Origin of the sequence: Methylobacterium sp. Leaf117, from assembly GCF_001422985.1 — a bacterium.
Taxonomy (GTDB): Bacteria; Pseudomonadota; Alphaproteobacteria; order Rhizobiales; family Beijerinckiaceae; genus Methylobacterium.
The window spans coordinates 24,666-39,817 of the sequence record NZ_LMNL01000002.1 but is presented as its reverse complement, the minus strand read 5'-3'; the positions used below and the strand labels follow the sequence as shown (position 1 = coordinate 39,817).

General features: G+C 65.4%; 13 protein-coding genes. 5 read left to right on the top strand and 8 right to left on the bottom strand.

Annotated elements, in window-relative coordinates; genetic code table 11:
• Nucleotides 1-36: 36 nt before the first annotated feature.
• From ASF57_RS24310 to dnaK, 4 genes are all read right to left on the bottom strand, one after another.
• Nucleotides 37-384, bottom strand: a complete 348-nt coding sequence (locus ASF57_RS24310) for a hypothetical protein (RefSeq protein ID WP_200935807.1) — start codon at nucleotides 382-384, stop codon at nucleotides 37-39.
• A gap of 126 nt (nucleotides 385-510) precedes the next feature.
• Nucleotides 511-1,146, bottom strand: coding sequence for an rRNA adenine N-6-methyltransferase family protein (locus ASF57_RS03955; protein ID WP_056480336.1), 636 nt, complete (start codon nucleotides 1,144-1,146; stop codon nucleotides 511-513).
• A gap of 177 nt (nucleotides 1,147-1,323) precedes the next feature.
• Nucleotides 1,324-2,484, bottom strand: coding sequence for a molecular chaperone DnaJ (gene dnaJ / locus ASF57_RS03950; protein WP_056480333.1), 1,161 nt, complete (start codon nucleotides 2,482-2,484; stop codon nucleotides 1,324-1,326).
• 153 nt (nucleotides 2,485-2,637) lie between these two features.
• Nucleotides 2,638-4,551: a molecular chaperone DnaK gene (gene dnaK, locus ASF57_RS03945; RefSeq protein WP_056480330.1), complete on the bottom strand. Its 1,914-nt coding sequence runs from the start codon at nucleotides 4,549-4,551 to the stop codon at nucleotides 2,638-2,640.
• A gap of 443 nt (nucleotides 4,552-4,994) precedes the next feature.
• Here dnaK and ASF57_RS03940 point away from each other — a divergent pair, with 443 nt between their 5' ends.
• A complete protein-coding gene (locus ASF57_RS03940) occupies nucleotides 4,995-5,963 on the top strand; it encodes a hypothetical protein (protein WP_056480327.1) in 969 nt (322 codons plus the stop codon).
• Nucleotides 5,964-5,976: 13 nt separating this feature from the next.
• On the opposite strand, the gene ASF57_RS03935 is transcribed toward ASF57_RS03940, so the two are convergent.
• The gene (locus tag ASF57_RS03935) at nucleotides 5,977-6,585 is read right to left on the bottom strand and encodes a YqgE/AlgH family protein (protein WP_056182762.1); all 609 of its coding nucleotides are present in this window, start codon (nucleotides 6,583-6,585) and stop codon (nucleotides 5,977-5,979) included.
• A 269-nt stretch (nucleotides 6,586-6,854) separates the two neighbouring features.
• Here ASF57_RS03935 and ASF57_RS03930 point away from each other — a divergent pair, with 269 nt between their 5' ends.
• The gene (locus ASF57_RS03930; RefSeq protein ID WP_056182759.1) at nucleotides 6,855-7,337 is read left to right on the top strand and encodes a peroxiredoxin; all 483 of its coding nucleotides are present in this window, start codon (nucleotides 6,855-6,857) and stop codon (nucleotides 7,335-7,337) included.
• Nucleotides 7,338-7,441: 104 nt separating this feature from the next.
• On the opposite strand, the gene thrB is transcribed toward ASF57_RS03930, so the two are convergent.
• The 3 genes from thrB to ASF57_RS03915 all read right to left on the bottom strand — a co-directional run bounded on the left by thrB (nucleotide 7,442) and on the right by ASF57_RS03915 (nucleotide 11,072).
• Entirely contained in the window at nucleotides 7,442-8,419 is a 978-nt protein-coding gene (thrB, locus tag ASF57_RS03925) for a homoserine kinase (protein ID WP_056480324.1), read from the bottom strand.
• An 89-nt stretch (nucleotides 8,420-8,508) separates the two neighbouring features.
• Nucleotides 8,509-9,510: a 4-hydroxy-3-methylbut-2-enyl diphosphate reductase gene (ispH, locus tag ASF57_RS03920; RefSeq protein ID WP_056182755.1), complete on the bottom strand. Its 1,002-nt coding sequence runs from the start codon at nucleotides 9,508-9,510 to the stop codon at nucleotides 8,509-8,511.
• 104 nt (nucleotides 9,511-9,614) lie between these two features.
• Nucleotides 9,615-11,072: a PLP-dependent aminotransferase family protein gene (locus ASF57_RS03915; RefSeq protein WP_056480320.1), complete on the bottom strand. Its 1,458-nt coding sequence runs from the start codon at nucleotides 11,070-11,072 to the stop codon at nucleotides 9,615-9,617.
• Nucleotides 11,073-11,217: 145 nt separating this feature from the next.
• On the opposite strand from ASF57_RS03915, the gene ASF57_RS03910 reads away from it, so the two are divergent.
• The 3 genes from ASF57_RS03910 (at nucleotide 11,218) to ASF57_RS03900 (ending at nucleotide 15,151) form a co-directional block, all read left to right on the top strand.
• Nucleotides 11,218-11,565: a DUF1127 domain-containing protein gene (locus ASF57_RS03910; RefSeq protein ID WP_056182751.1), complete on the top strand. Its 348-nt coding sequence runs from the start codon at nucleotides 11,218-11,220 to the stop codon at nucleotides 11,563-11,565.
• Nucleotides 11,566-11,793: 228 nt separating this feature from the next.
• Nucleotides 11,794-13,695: a monovalent cation:proton antiporter-2 (CPA2) family protein gene (locus ASF57_RS03905; RefSeq protein ID WP_056480314.1), complete on the top strand. Its 1,902-nt coding sequence runs from the start codon at nucleotides 11,794-11,796 to the stop codon at nucleotides 13,693-13,695.
• A 16-nt stretch (nucleotides 13,696-13,711) separates the two neighbouring features.
• Nucleotides 13,712-15,151 (top strand): MATE family efflux transporter, encoded by a 1,440-nt coding sequence (locus tag ASF57_RS03900; RefSeq protein ID WP_244476800.1) that lies wholly within the window; start codon nucleotides 13,712-13,714, stop codon nucleotides 15,149-15,151.
• Nucleotide 15,152 lies beyond the last annotated feature (1 nt).

Here is a 15,152-nt window from a genome sequence, read left to right as displayed (position 1 = left end):
ACGGGGCGCAGTCGTCGGGAGCTGGAATCGCTGCTTTTAGTACTCGTAACGGCCATGCCCACGATGGTGGTGCCGGCGCTCGTGCCAGCCGCGGCGCTCATCCCAGCCACCGTGATGATCCCAGCCATGCCGGCGGTGCCCCCATCCGCGATGGCGTCCCCGCTCGTGACCGCCATCGTAGCGATCATGGTGACGGTGATGTCCCCATCCGCCATGCCCACCCCAGTACTGAACGGTGCTGATCGCAGCCGGCTCCGAAGCGGCAGGGGGTGCGAACGCAGGCATGGCGGTGGCCGAACTTCCGGCCGCGAGGCCGCACGCGATGGCAGCCACCACGATTGAGGCCTTGACGGCCCGCATCAATCCCAGGGGGGATGTGGTCATGGTCGGATCCTATCTCGAACGAGCGGGCGCCTCCCGCTCTCACCTCGGAGATAGAGGGAAAGCCCTGAACCCAACCCCAGCTCGCCCTTCAGCTCCCGTTCGGATTTGATCTTCCGGGCGTATGGGTCAGGGGCGGCGGTAGACCCAAACGCGGGCAGGCGGCAGGTTAAGCCAGACCCGATTCGATCGGCTCGCCGTGTAGGTGCCGGCATCGCAGCGTGCCGGGATGGGCGGCACCACAGCATAGGTGAATTGTACGAACGGCGCACTGGCGTGCATCATCGCGTGAGCAGCGTTGAGCAGATCGAGGCGTTGCTCCAGGGGTTTTGTGAACAGCGGCAGGCTTGAGACCATCGCTGCAGCTTTGTCCGACAGCATCGCGCCGAGGGTCTCGCGGATGTTGTAAGCGTCACCACGGACGATCGTCGCGCGCGGGAAGCGTTTCTGGAGAAGCTTGCAGAAATCGGGATTGTACTCGACCAGGACCAGACGCTCCTGTTCGATGCCGCGGCGGATCAGGGCTTCCGTCACCGGACCCGTACCAGGACCGAGTTCGATGACCGGACCGGTGACGCGCGGGTCGACATAGGACGCCATGGTCCGCGCGAGCATCTTGCCCGAAGGGGTCACGGCTCCGGTGACGAGCGGTCGCTCGAACCAGGAGCGTAGAAATCGCGCCTCGTCCTCCAGCGGGTCCCGTCGCGTACGGTTGGCACCGGAGGCGAGGTCGGCTTTTGCGCTGGGGCGGCGTAGCGGCGGCAAGACCCTATGTCCTCAGATCACGGGTGGGAGGGAAAGGCTAGACGACGAAGCTCTTCGGCAGTCAAGCGCGCATCCATGGAACAGACCCCGGCGCACACAACGATTGGGGTGGCGGTGCCGGCACGCCACATCCGATAACCGGGGCCGCGTCAATTTGATCCGCAGGTTTGTGATGACTCAAGTACGGGCGGTACCGCCAAGTCCGTCGAAGAAGTCCTTAACCTTCGAAAAGAAGCCTGCACTCTCCGGATGGTTCTCATCCGACGCAGTTTGATCGAATTCCTGGAGAAGTTCACGCTGGCGCTTGGAGAGGTTCTGCGGCGTCTCGACAAAAACCTGAATGTAGAGATCTCCAACATCGCGTGAGCGAAGCACCGGCATGCCCTTAGCTTTGATGCGGAACTGCTTCGCCGTCTGGGTGCCCGCCGGGATCCGAACCTGCGTCTGCGAGCCGTCAATCACCGGAACGGTGATCTCGCCGGAAAGGGCGGCGGTCACCATCGAGATCGGCACGCGGCAGAACAGGTCCGCCCCATCCCGCTGGAAGAACTCGTGCGGCTTGATCGACAGGAAAACGTAGAGGTCGCCTGCCGGCCCGCCTCGCAGGCCGGTCTCGCCCTCCCCGGCAAGGCGGATCCGCAGTCCATCATCGACGCCAGCCGGCACATTGATTGAGAGGGTGCGCTCCCGTGTGACGCGACCCGCCCCACTGCAGGCCGTGCAGGGATCGTCGATCACCTCGCCGCGCCCATGGCAATTCGGACAAGTGCGTTCGATCGCGAAGAAGCCTTGCGCCGCGCGCACGCGGCCGTATCCACCGCAGGTCTGACAAGGACGCGGCTTGGAGCCCGCCTTGGCGCCGGACCCGGAGCAGACCTCACAGGTGACCGACGTGGCCATCTTGATGGTCTCGGCCTTGCCGCTGAAGGCTTCCTCCAGGGAAATCTCGAGATTGTACCGAAGATCGGCGCCCCGCTCCCGGGCGGGGCCACTGCGTGCGCCGCCACGTCCTGCTCCCGGAGCCGCGCGACCGTCGCCGAAGAAATTGTCGAAGATATCCGACATGAAGTCGCCGAATTCGTTGCCGAACCCGGGTCCTCCCCCGCCGCCCTGCTGGAAAGCCGCATGGCCGAAACGGTCGTAAGCTGCGCGTTTTTGGCCGTCCGAAAGGCACTGATAGGCTTCGTTGATTTCCTTGAACTTGAGCTCGGCCTCCGAATTCCCGGGATTGCGGTCCGGGTGGTAGGTCATGGCAAGTTTACGGAAGGCGATCTTCATCTCGCCGTCGGTTGCGGTCTTGGAGACGCCCAGAATCTCGTAATAGTCCCGCTTCGACATTCCCGTCCTCAAAGTCCCCCGGCGCGCCGATCCAACGGGACCGCGCCGTCTTCATGATTGCAGGAGCGCTGTCCCGACCCCATCGCACACGTGGAAGGGACCCGGACATGACACGGGGCCGGATCGCTCCGGCCCCGCTTTCAGATGCTGGCGTTATGCCCGCTTCTTCTGGTCCTTGTCATCGACTTCCTGGAAGTCGGCATCGATGACGTCGTCCTTCTTCGCCTCGTCGGCGCCCGGTGCGGCACCCGCCTCATCGGCCTGGTTGGCAGCGTACATTGCCTCGCCGAGCTTCATCGAAGCCTGCATCACATCGGTGGTTCGCGTCTTGATGACCTCGACGTCCTCGCCCTCAAGAGCGGTCCGCAGAGCGGTGATCGCAGTCTCGATGGCACCCTTGTCGTCGGACGAGACCTTGTCGCCATATTCTTTCACCGATTTCTCGGTGGCATGGACGAGGCTCTCACCCTGGTTCTTCACCTCAACCAGTTCGCGGCGCTTCTTATCGGCCTCGGCGTTTGCTTCGGCGTCCTTCACCATCCGCTCGATGTCGGCATCCGACAGGCCGCCCGAGGCCTGGATCCGGATCTGATGCTCCTTGTTCGTCGCCTTGTCCTTGGCTGTCACGTTGACGATGCCGTTGGCGTCGATGTCGAACGTCACCTCGATTTGCGGCATGCCGCGCGGCGCCGGGGGAATGCCCATCAGGTCGAACTGGCCGAGCAGTTTGTTGTCGGCCGCCATCTCGCGCTCGCCCTGGAAGACCCGGATCGTGACCGCGTTCTGATTGTCCTCGGCCGTCGAGAAGGTCTGGGACTTCTTCGTCGGGATCGTGGTGTTGCGGTCGATCAGGCGGGTGAACACGCCGCCAAGGGTCTCGATGCCGAGCGACAGCGGCGTGACATCGAGGAGTAGCACATCCTTGACGTCGCCCTGAAGCACGCCGGCCTGGACGGCAGCACCGATCGCCACGACCTCATCCGGATTGACGCCCTTGTGGGGCTCCTTGCCAAAGAACGACTTCACGACTTCCTGGATCTTCGGCATGCGAATCATGCCGCCGACGAGAACGACCTCATCGATCTCGGACGCCGAAACACCCGCATCCTTGAGCGCCTTGCGGCACGGTTCGATCGTCCGCTGGACGAGATCATCCACGAGCGACTCGAACTTGGCGCGGCTGAGCTTCAGGGCGAGATGCTTTGGTCCCGAAGCGTCGGCCGTGATGTAGGGCAGGTTGATCTCGGTCTGCGTCGCCGAAGACAACTCGATCTTCGCCTTTTCAGCCGCCTCCTTCAGGCGCTGAAGCGCGAGCTTGTCCTTGGTCAGGTCAATGCCCTGTTCACGCTTGAACTCCGCCGACAGGTACTCGACCACGCGGTTGTCGAAGTCTTCTCCGCCGAGGAAGGTGTCGCCATTGGTGGACTTCACCTCGAACACGCCGTCGCCAATCTCAAGGATCGAGACGTCGAAGGTGCCACCGCCAAGATCGTAGACCGCGATGGTGCCGGCCTTCTTCTTGTCCAGGCCGTACGCGAGGGCCGCCGCGGTGGGCTCGTTGATGATACGCAGCACTTCGAGACCAGCGATCTTGCCGGCATCCTTGGTGGCCTGACGCTGAGCATCGTTGAAGTAGGCCGGCACGGTGATTACGGCCTGGGTCACGGGCTGCCCGAGGTGCGCCTCTGCCGTCTCCTTCATCTTCTGAAGGGTGAAGGCCGAGATCTGCGACGGCGAGTATTTCTTGCCGTCCGCCTCGACCCAGGCGTCGCCGTTGTCGCCGCGCACGATCGAGTAGGGAACCAAGCCCTTGTCCTTCTGCGTCATCGGGTCGTCATACGTGCGACCGACGAGACGCTTGATGGCGAAAAAGGTGCGCTCGGGGTTCGTAACCGCCTGGCGCTTGGCCGGCTGGCCGACGAGTCGCTCGCCCTCGTCGGTGAAGGCAACGATGGACGGCGTGGTCCGCGCACCTTCCGAATTCTCGACGACCTTGGGCTGCGTGCCCTCCATGACGGCCACGCAGGAATTGGTGGTGCCGAGATCGATACCGATAACCTTACCCATGGTGGGATCCCTCTGTTGTCGTTTGGTCAAGCAGACCGCCGAGCCCCGAAGCAGCTCGGCCCATGGCTGTGCGAAACTGAATGTATGAGAACGGGTTCGGGCACCGGTTCGCGCCCCGGAACGGTGCGGAGCCGGGTCTTAATCCCGCGTCTCGGCCGATATAAGAAGGGTGCCTCAGGGCCGCAAGGCGAAGTGCCGCGACGAGGTGCATCCGATCCGGGCAAAACGCGTTACCCGTCTCAGCGCCTTGGAGTTTCCAAGGTGTCGTGTCTGCCGTTCGCTCACGCTGCGGATCGGATCGTGCCACGGCTTCAGACTAGGATCCGCTCAGTGCTAAAGTGTCGTCGCCGCCGCGGCTGGGCGGTTCACGCATGGTAAGCATGAGGTAAACATGCTTGGCTGCGCAGTCCTGTACCTCCCCTGCCATAGGCCCGAAAGTCTCGATGCGTCTGACCCGCGTGCTTCTCCTTCTGCCGGTGCTGGCGTTGATGCCTCAACCGACATCCGCTCAGTCGTTCTTCGAGGAGTTGTTCGGTATCGGGCGTGCTGCCAAGCCTCCGGTACCGCCGCGCGGGGTTCCCACCGCACCCGGGGCTCCGCCGCCGGGTGCCCCGGGCGAAGCGCCGCCGCCAGCCGCCGATATCCCTCGTGCCCCTCCGGCGCCGCGGCAGCCCGTGGTACTCAAGGCTCCATCGGAGGAGAGCGTGATGGGGCAGGACCTGCAGCTCAATGGCCTCAATGGAAGCCTCAAGCTGGAAAAGGCAGGCGGTGGCACGACGGCCCGGATCACCCTGCCCGGCAACAAGATTTCGCAGCCGGTCGAGACCTGTAAAGTTCCCCTGAACGGCGGCGCGCCGATCGCGGTCTCCTCCGAAGGACGTCCGGAGGGTGTCAGCCGCTTTGAAATAACGGGTGGGGAGTGCCCCCTGCGCTTCGAGGTGCTCGACGGCGCCGTGCTGGTTCGGTCGCTCTCCGGGCCGAATTGCACCTTCGCGGCAGACGATTGCGCCACGACCCCGAACGGCCTCTGGGGGCCTGCCGCCGCGACCTTGCTTCCACGGGCCGGCGAGTTCGAGGCTGCGCGCGGCGGGGCCGATCGGGCGGTGCGAGAAAACTACAAGCTGATGAGCCAGCGTCTCCGGGGCTCGGATCTGCGTCCGGTGGTGACGGAGCAGGCCGCCTTCTCCTCGGATCGCGAGCAGATGTGCCGGACCTACGCCCGAGAGGGCACGCACGGTTTCTGCAATCTACGCTTCACCGAAGCGCGGGCGCTCGCCCTCGCCACCCGTCTTGGCGTCACGATCGGCACGGCGGCACCGAGCGCCTCGGCGGCCCCACCCCGCCCGCGCCGTAAGCCCCCGGTGGAAGGCATGAACCCCGACTCCGGTGGAGCACCCTTCGTCGAGCCGTAAAACTTGGCTTAGCTCAGCTATGGCCCGCGCTGACGGAGAGCATCGCGAGGTCGATGCCGTTGTTGCGAAGAGTCCGCTCATATTTGGCGTCGAGCGCCGTATGGAAGATCATATCGGGATCGGCCGGGCAAACCAGCCATCCGTTGGCCAGGATCTCATCCTCCAGTTGGCCAGCCTGCCACCCGGCATAACCGAGGGCCAGGACCGCGCTTGCGGGCCCATCGCCCGTCGCGATCGCCCGCAAGATGTCGACGGTCGCCGTCAGGCAGATCCCGTCATCGATGATCAATGTCGATTGATCGATGTGGAAATCATCGGTGTGGAGGACGAAGCCGCGCTTGGCATCGACCGGGCCACCCATCAGGACGGGCATGTGCCCGACGCGCTCACGAAGGCGGATGGCGTCGGTTTCGCTGGCGATGTCGAGCTGAATCAGCAGGTCCGGCATATTGAGGTCGGATACCGCCTTGTTCAGGATGATCCCCATCGCTCCATCGGCCGAATGGGCGCACAGGTAGATGACCGAACGCGCGAACCGCGAGTCCGTAAGCCCCGGCATCGCTACCAGGAACTGACCGTCGAGATAGGCGGGATCACCCGCACGGGGTCGAGGCGTCTGCATGCCGGCATGCTACGCCGCATGGCGGCTTTGTCCAGGGCGCAGCCGTGTCGGATGGGCCACCGGGTCACGTCCGAGGCCGGCCGCACTCGACGCAACAGATCTGCAACTCGACACGCTAACTCCTGCGAGCTAGACGGTTTTTCGTGGGGCTCGAGCGCGGTGCGAAGCGGGCCTGCGCGGCGGGGCAACGGGTTCCGCACGGCCGGAATGCGTGGCACGACCAGGGTCCCGATGGTTCGGGTGCCCCAGCGATCTTCAGGAGACGACGGATGACCATTCAGGTTGGCGACCACCTCCCCCAGGTGACGTTTCGTGTGAGCGGCACGGACGGACCGGAAGCCAAGACCACCGATGACCTCTTCAAGGGGCGCCGCGTTGTTCTCGTCGGCGTCCCGGGCGCCTTCACGCCCAGCTGTCACCGCAACCATCTGCCCGGTTTTGTCGAGAAGCAGGCGGAGATCAAGGCACGGGGCATCGACGCGATCGCAATCACCTCCGTCAACGACGTGTTCGTTCTCGACGCCTGGCAGAAGGCCAGCGGTGCAGAGAGCCTCGAGTTTCTCGCGGACGGCAACGCCGAGTTCGCCAAGGCCATCGGCCTGGACATGGATGGCGCCGGTTTCGGCCTCGGGCCTCGTTCGAAGCGCTACGCCATGCTCGTCGATGACGGCGTCGTCCGCATCCTGAACGTGGAGGATTCCCCGGCCAAGACCGAGATCTCGGGCGTCGATGCTCTGCTCAAGGTAATCTGAAGATCCTTCGCCTCCGGGCACCTCTCTGACGCCCGACGATACCGCACCATCCTGTGCCCCATGTGGCGGGCTCAGGGTGGTGGGGCAGCGAGCCGTCGGTGTCGTCAGGCCGAGGCCACCCCGCCCCAACCGTAATCCCGCGCGTGCGTGATGCTCCGGTGGAAGGTCAGCCGGCGGTCGTATTCCAGCGGGTCCTTCGGCTGAACCAGGGCTCCCGGCGGCACGTTGAGCCAGTCGACGAGGCGGGTGAGCAGGAAACGCAGGGCGGCACCCCGGCACAGGATCGGCAAGGCTTCGACCTCTGCGGGGGTCAGCGGACGCACCGCCTCGTAGCCCGCGATCAGCGCCGCGCCCATTTCGCGATGGAACGTGCCGTCCGCGTCGAAGCACCAAGCATTCAGGCATATCGCGAGATCGTACGCGAACGCGTCGGTGCAGGCGAAATAGAAATCGATCAGGCCCGACAGATCGTCGCCGATGAAAAAGACATTGTCGGTGAACAAGTCGGCATGGATCACCCCGGAGGGCAGTCCCGAGGGCCAGCCGGCCTCAAGGATGGCAAGGTCGCCGGCGATGCGCTCGCCGAGGCCCGGCGAGACTTTATCGGCCTCTGGCTCCGCCAGATGAAACAGCGGCTCCCAGGCTTCCACTGAGAGATTGTTGGCGCGACGCATGCCGAAGTCGGCGCCGGCGGCGTGCAGACCCGCAAGCGCTCCGCCGAGGGCCCGGCAATGGTCGATCCCGGGGCGCTTGACCGACACGCCCTCAAGAAACGTGACGATCACCGCCGGCTTGCCGCAAAGCTCTCCCAGTGCGATCCCGGCCCGGTCGCGGATCGGCTGCGGGCAGGCAAGGCCCTGCGCAGCGAGATGCTCCATCAGGTTCAGGAAGAACGGCAAATCGTCGGCGCGCACCCGCTTTTCGTAGAGGGTGAGAATGAAGGTGCCGCCGGTGGTGTGTAGGAAGTAGTTGGTGTTCTCCACTCCTTCGGCGATGCCCTTGTACGACAGCAGGGTGCCGATGTCGTAGGCGGCCAGGAAGGCGGTCAGCGCCGCGTCGGAGACCTCTGTGTAGACAGCCACTGCGCTTCGCTTGAATTCTTAGGGATGAAAAGGACAAGGGCGCCAGATGGCGCCCTTGCTGACGGCAATTTTCCAAATGGACGTGAGGCTTATTCGGCGGCTTCGCTGCGCAACTCGCGTGGCAGCGGGAAGGACATGTCCTCCACGACCGTCGACACCGTATCCACCGTGACCGTGTAGCGGGCCGCGAAGGCGTCGATGATTTCCTCGACCAGCACTTCTGGTGCGGAAGCGCCAGCCGTGAGGCCGAGCTTGCGAATGCCTTCGAAGGCAGGCCAGTCAATCTCCTCGGCCCGCAACACCAGGCGTGTGATGGGGCAGCCGACGCGTTCGGCGACCTCCCGCAGGCGCTGCGAGTTCGACGAGTTCGACGAACCGACCACGATGACGGCGTCGACCAGCGGTGCCACCTGCTTCACCGCTTCCTGGCGATTGGTGGTCGCGTAGCAGATATCGTCCTTATGCGGCCCGGTGATGGTCGGGAACTTCTTCTTGAGCGCTTCCACGATGTGGTGGGTGTCGTCGACCGACAGGGTCGTCTGCGTCACCCAGGCGAGGTTGTCGCGGTTCTCCGGCTCGAGGGCCGCGATCTGCTCCAGATCCTCGACCAGAGTGATCGAGCCTTTTGGCAACTGACCCATGGTCCCGACGACCTCGGGGTGGCCGGAATGGCCGACGAGCAGCACATGGCGCCCGCGCTTGTGATGGATTTCCGCCTCGCGGTGGACCTTGGTTACCAGCGGGCAGGTCGCGTCGATGGTGGTGAGACCGCGGGAATCGGCGTTGTGAGGAACGGTCTTGGCCACGCCATGGGCCGAAAAGATCACCGGGGCGGAGCCGTCGGGAACCTCATCGAGTTCGCGCACGAACACTGCGCCCTTCCGCTTTAGGCTCTCGACCACGTACTTGTTGTGGACGATCTCATGACGGACGTAGACCGGAGGTCCGTAGATGGCGAGCGCCCGCTCCACCACGTCGATCGCCCGCACCACACCGGCGCAGAAGCCACGTGGTGCGCAAAGCAGGATCTCCAGGGGCGGCTTGACCGCTTCGCCGGAAACGGGGGAGGTCGTCAGATTCGCGTCGCTCATGATAGCCGGGATGTGGCGAGGCGGGGACGCCCCTGTCAACCTGTCATAGCGGAAAACTCCCGGACAGGCACCTGCGGTGCCACGAAAGCGGGTCCGTATGGCGTTCAAACGTCGGAGGACGCGCCAGGAACATGCCCTCGGGTCGCCGGAAGGGGGCGTACGGCCGCGCATTCGGCCAAGGCTGCTTTCAGCAGGGGGACCATCCGGGGATCGGCACACTGGGCCACGTTGAAGCGCAGGAAGCGGTTGCTCAGCGACGACGGGCTGAAGGCTCCCCCCGGGGCGAGCACGAGCCCGCGTGCCAGGGCGCACCGGGCGACATCGGCCGAGTCGAGGCCGTCGGGCAGACGCATCCAGAGGAAGAACCCGCCTGACGGCTCCAGCCAAGCCTTGAGGCCGCAGCCCTCCAGCTGCCGCAGGGCCGGCGCCATGGCCCGTCCGAGCTTCTCCCGGACGTCTGCGAGGTGCCGACGATAGGTCCCATCGGTGAGGAGGCAATGCATCAGGCTTGCCGACAGATGGCTGTTGCCCAGGCTCATGGCGAGCTTCAGGTCGACGAGCGGCTCAACCCAATCATCGCGCAGGGCGATGAACCCGCAGCGGATGGCAGCGGAAAGGGTCTTCGAGAAGCTGCCGATCTGGATCACCCGCTCAAGCCCGTCGAACCCAGCAAGGCGCGGAGACGGCTCACTCTCGAAATCCCCGAAGATGTCGTCCTCGATGATGAGGGTGTCGTGCGCTTCGGCAAGCTTGAGGATGCGGTGCGCAACAGCGGGGGAAAGGGTCGAGCCGGTGGGGTTCTGGAGCGCGGAATTGATGACGTAGAAGCGCGGCCGGTGTTCGGCCAGCAGCGTCGCGAAGGCTGCCAAATCGGGGCCGTTCGGCGTCAGCGGCACGCCCAGGATCCGCGCCCGCTGTGCCCGAAGCAGGGCGTGGTAGTTGAAGTAGCAGGGGTCATCGACCAGCACGGTATCGCCCGGCTCAAGCAGGAAGCGGCAGAGTAGATCCAGGGCCTGCGTTGCCGAATCGACCAGCACGACCTGGTCGGCGCCCGCCTCCACCCCCTTCTCGGCCAGACGCCGGGCGATCTGTGCGCGCAAGGGCGGAAAGCCGAGGGGCTGATCGTGTGCGACGAGGTTCGCTTCGGCTCCGCGTGCGAGCTGTCGCAGGCCTCGACGGACTGCCTCGTCAGGCATCCAGGCTGGGGGAAGCCAGCCTGACCCCGGCATGACCAGATCCGAGCCGGCCTGCATCGATTGCCGGGTGATCCACAGCGGGTCGACCGCACGATCGAGTTGCGGACCCACTGCCTTGAGGCAGAGCGGGCGCAACTTTCCGGCCACGTAGAAACCGGAGCCTCGACGCGCGACGATCGCCCCCTCGGCTCCGAGGCGGTCATAGGCTTCGACGACCGTGGACTTGGAGACACCCATGGCTTCCGCGAAGGCTCGGACGGAGGGGAGGCGTGCCCCCGGCATGAGCTGACGCCCGTCGATTCTCTCGGTGATGACGGCCGCGACGGTCTCGACCAGCGTTGGTGCCGATTGCGGAACGGCCTTCATCTGTCCTGCTCCTTGTCCCGGACAATTTTACCAGATTGTACTGGATTGTCCCTGTCGGCGCCAGGACCGTCGCCGCACTGTTCGGCATTGGCGCTCGCGACTGACGCGCGGCGGCTTTGCACGCCCATCAAGGAGGACGCGCATCATGGACACCATCACCACAACCCGGAGGAAAGGGACGATCATCCGTTACGGACATTTAGCTGCGGTCCGAGCGGCAGCGGTGCGATGCAGGGTTTGGGTGCTTGGTTTGAGGACCGCCATCGCGGAGGGCCTGTCACGGGCCGCTCTCAACCGCCGCGTGGTCCGGCAACTCTCGGTGATGTCCGATCGAGAGTTGAAGGACATTGGCCTAATCCGCCAGGATGTGTGGGATTCGGAAATGCTGCTGCTGGAAGGCGATGCATCGACCTTCCTGATCGGACGTCGTGAGGAGCGTCGACAGGGCCGTGGCCGCATTTCGGTCGAGACGCGGTCTCCGCACGATCGCTGAGAGGCGTGGTGGCACCGACCCTGCCCATACCAGCCGGGACGGTGTGAGGTGATGATTCGCACCGCTGGACCCAGTCCCAGATGCCATCGGGATACCCGTGGACGTGACGGATGGCCCGGCCGTGGGTAAGACGGGCCTGCCCGGCACTCCAGGATCACGTTCGATCGAGGTTGGCCTCCTTCAGCCCTGGATTCCTCCAGTCTCGGATTTCTCCAGTCTCGGATTCCCATGGCAAGCGCCACGACCCATGTCAGCTTCCTGCCACCCGTGCTGACATTTCTGTCGGCGGCGGTCATCGGCGTCCCGATCTTCCGCCTCATCGGGCAGAGCGCTGTACTGGGCTACCTCGTGGCCGGCGTCGTGATCGGCCCGTTCGGTTTCTCGCTCATTGCCGAGCCCGAGACAGCCGCCAGCGTTGCGGAACTCGGCGTCGTGCTACTGCTCTTCATCGTCGGGCTCGAACTGCAGATCTCGCGCCTCGTCTCGATGCGCCGCGACATCTTCGGGCTCGGCACCACGCAACTGCTCGTCTGTTCGGCGGCGCTCGCAGGTGTCGGCATCCTCATGGGAGCGAAGCCCTCCGCTAGCCTGCTCATCGGCATCGCGCTCGCACTGTCGGCGACGGCCGTCGCGCTGCAATTGCTGGAGGAGCGAGGCGATCTGGGGTCGCCCTATGGCGGGCGCGCTTTCGCGGTGCTGCTGTTCCAGGACATTTCGGTCGTCGCCATCCTGGCGCTGATGCCGCTCTTCGCCTCTTCGGGCATGGGCGGAGGCGATGGTTGGCTCCTCTCGGCCCTGCAATCCACCGGAACCGTCGGGGCTGCGATCCTCGCCGTTGTGCTGGTCGGCCGCTACGGCCTCAATCCGTTCTTCGGCCTGCTGGCGGCCAGCGGCGCCCGCGAGGTGATGACGGCGGCGGCCCTCCTGGTGGTGCTCGGCACCGCGATGCTGATGGAGCATGTCGGGCTGTCGATGGCGATGGGCGCCTTCCTCGCTGGCGTGCTGCTCGCCGAGTCGAATTTTCGGCACCAGCTCGAGGCCGACATCGAGCCGTTCCGCGGCATGCTGCTCGGCCTGTTCTTCATGAGCGTGGGCATGTCGATCGACGGAGGTCTGTTGAAGTCGGAATGGCCGACCCTTCTCGGGGCGACGGCCGGCGCGATTCTGCTGAAGGTGGCACTGGTGGCGGGGCTGTTCCGCCTGTTCGGCTCACCCTGGCTCGATGCTGTGCGCGGGGGCGCGATCCTCGCGCCGGCGGGCGAATTCGCCTTCGTGCTGCTCCCGGCTGGCGGTGAACTCGGTCTGATCGATTCGGCCAGCACGCGCTTCGCCGTCGCGCTCGCCGCCCTCACCATGCTGGTCGGTCCGGTCGCCGCAAAGGCCCTCGACACCGTGCTCGCCCGCCGTCCCGAAGGCCCCGAGGCGATGCCGGAAGCCATCGAGAGTACCGAGGCCCGCGTCCTCGTCGTGGGCTTCGGCCGGTTCGGTCAGATCCTGACTCAGGTTCTCCTGGCCGAGGGCATCAGCGTCACGGTGATCGACAAGGATGTCGAACAGATCCGCAGCGCGTCGCGCTTCGGCTTCCGCATCTATTATGGCGACGGAACCCGCCTCGATGTGCTACGTGCCGCCGGCATCGGCCGGGCCGAACTCCTCTGCGTCTGCGTCGACGACGGCGAGGCGGCCCTGAAAATCATCGACATCGTCCACGAGGAGTTCGCGACCGTGCGGACCTACGTCAGGGCCTATGACCGCATGCATGCGGTGGAACTGATGAATCGAGACGTAGATTTCCAACTGCGTGAGACGGTCGAATCCGCTCTCGCCTTCGGACGCGCGACCCTGGAAGGTCTCGGCCTCAGCGCCGAGGCTGCGGCCGCGACGGCCGAGGATGTTCGCAAGCGCGACGTCGCCCGTCTCGTGCTGCAACAGGCCGGCACCCTGCCGGACACGACGATCTGGACGCGCGGCGTGTCCGAGATCAAGCCGGAGCCGCTGACCGAGCCTCAACGTCCGTCACGCGCGCTCAACGCCGAGACCCGCGACATCATCGGCTCGAAGAAGCGGGAGGCGGCCACCCGCACCCTCGAAGTGCACGACGTCCACCAGGATGTTCGCTCGGATGCCTGATCGGATGCCTGATCGGATGGCTGAAGTGACCCGAAGCGGCTCGGCGCGCTTCGTCGAAGGCTCGATCCTGCGCCATGTCGTGACGATGAGCGCCACCGGTTCGGTCGGACTGATGGCAATCTTCGTCGTCGACTTCCTGTCTCTCCTCTACGTCTCCAAGCTCGGTGATCCGACCCTCACGGCGGCCGTCGGCTTTGCCACCATCGTCCAGTTCTTCGCGATCGCCATCAATATCGGCCTGATGATTGCGGCCGGCGCCCTGGTTTCACGGGCAATCGGCGCCGACGATGGAGAGGGCGCCCGTCGGCTGGCGACCTCTGGCACCATCCACGGCATCGTCGTGTCGGGGCTTCTCGTGCTCGGGATGCTGCCGTTCCTGCCGATGTTCCTGGGCTGGATCGGGGCCGATGCCGAGACCCTGCCGGTGGCGACGCGCTTCCTCTGGATCACGCTGCCGTCGAACCTGCTGATGGGACCCGGCATGATGTTTTCCGGCCTGTTGCGCGCCGTTGGCGCTGCGCGTCAGGCCATGTACGTCACGCTCGGGGGGGCGATCGTGACCGCCGGCCTCGACCCGCTGCTGATCTTTGGCGCGGGCCTCGGCGTCGACGGGGCGGCCATCACGACCTGCTTTGCGCGCGCGACCTTCGCCATCATCGGCTTCTGGGGCGTGCGTCAGCATCGAATGCTCGCCCGGCCGCGCCTCGCCCACGTGATCGCGGATGCGCCCGTCGTCATGCGCATCGCCCTGCCCGCCGTTTTGACGAACCTGGCGCCCTCCGTGGCCAGTGCCTTCATCGCCCATGCGCTGGCGCAGTTCGGCGCCGTCGCGGTGGCCGGCAATGTTGTGGTGGATCGGCTGACCCCGGTGGCCTTCGGTGGCTTGTTCGCGATGTCGGGGTCGATCGGGCCGATCCTCGGCCAGAACTGGGGCGCGGGACGCTTCGACCGGATGCGCGGCGTTCTGCGTGACGGCACCCTGGTGACGGCGGCTTACGTGTTGGTGGTCTGGCTCGCCTTGGCACTGGGCGCGGCTCCTCTCATCAGGCTCTTCGAACTTCAGGGCGTCGCGGCCGACCTGTTTGGGTTCTTCTGCCTCGTGAGCGGCGGTGTCTGGTTCTTCACCGGGCTCCTGTTCCTAGCGAACGCCTCGTTCAACAACCTCGGTTTCCCGTTCTATTCGACCGCCCTGAACTGGGGCCGCGCCACGTTGGGAACCGTGCCGCCGGCCCTGATCGGCGCCCATTACTACGGACCAAAGGGCGTGATCGCGGGGGTCGGTGCCGGCTCCGTCCTGTTCGGTCTGGCCGGCATCGTTCTCGCCTTCCGCACCGTCGTGACACTCGAGCGGCAGGCGGGCGCTAAGGTCGTCCAGCCGCCCGCCGTCGAAGTGCCCACTCCAGGGCCCGACGCTGCCCGGGCGGCCGCGCCGGCGCAATCCGGTGCCCTGGTCTGAA

Excerpts from the sequence above, each read along its gene's own strand:
- ASF57_RS03930 (WP_056182759.1), top strand. The coding sequence starts at position 6,855 with ATGACCATTCAGGTTGGCGACCACCTCCCCCAGGTGACGTTTCGTGTG.
- ASF57_RS03915 (WP_056480320.1), bottom strand. The coding sequence starts at position 11,072 with ATGAAGGCCGTTCCGCAATCGGCACCAACGCTGGTCGAGACCGTCGCG.
- ASF57_RS03910 (WP_056182751.1), top strand. The coding sequence starts at position 11,218 with ATGGACACCATCACCACAACCCGGAGGAAAGGGACGATCATCCGTTAC.
- dnaK (WP_056480330.1), bottom strand. The coding sequence starts at position 4,551 with ATGGGTAAGGTTATCGGTATCGATCTCGGCACCACCAATTCCTGCGTG.
- ASF57_RS24310 (WP_200935807.1), bottom strand. The coding sequence starts at position 384 with ATGACCACATCCCCCCTGGGATTGATGCGGGCCGTCAAGGCCTCAATC.
- ASF57_RS03900 (WP_244476800.1), top strand. The coding sequence starts at position 13,712 with ATGGCTGAAGTGACCCGAAGCGGCTCGGCGCGCTTCGTCGAAGGCTCG.
- ASF57_RS03940 (WP_056480327.1), top strand. The coding sequence starts at position 4,995 with ATGCGTCTGACCCGCGTGCTTCTCCTTCTGCCGGTGCTGGCGTTGATG.
- dnaJ (WP_056480333.1), bottom strand. The coding sequence starts at position 2,484 with ATGTCGAAGCGGGACTATTACGAGATTCTGGGCGTCTCCAAGACCGCA.
- ispH (WP_056182755.1), bottom strand. The coding sequence starts at position 9,510 with ATGAGCGACGCGAATCTGACGACCTCCCCCGTTTCCGGCGAAGCGGTC.
- ASF57_RS03905 (WP_056480314.1), top strand. The coding sequence starts at position 11,794 with ATGGCAAGCGCCACGACCCATGTCAGCTTCCTGCCACCCGTGCTGACA.
- ASF57_RS03935 (WP_056182762.1), bottom strand. The coding sequence starts at position 6,585 with ATGCAGACGCCTCGACCCCGTGCGGGTGATCCCGCCTATCTCGACGGT.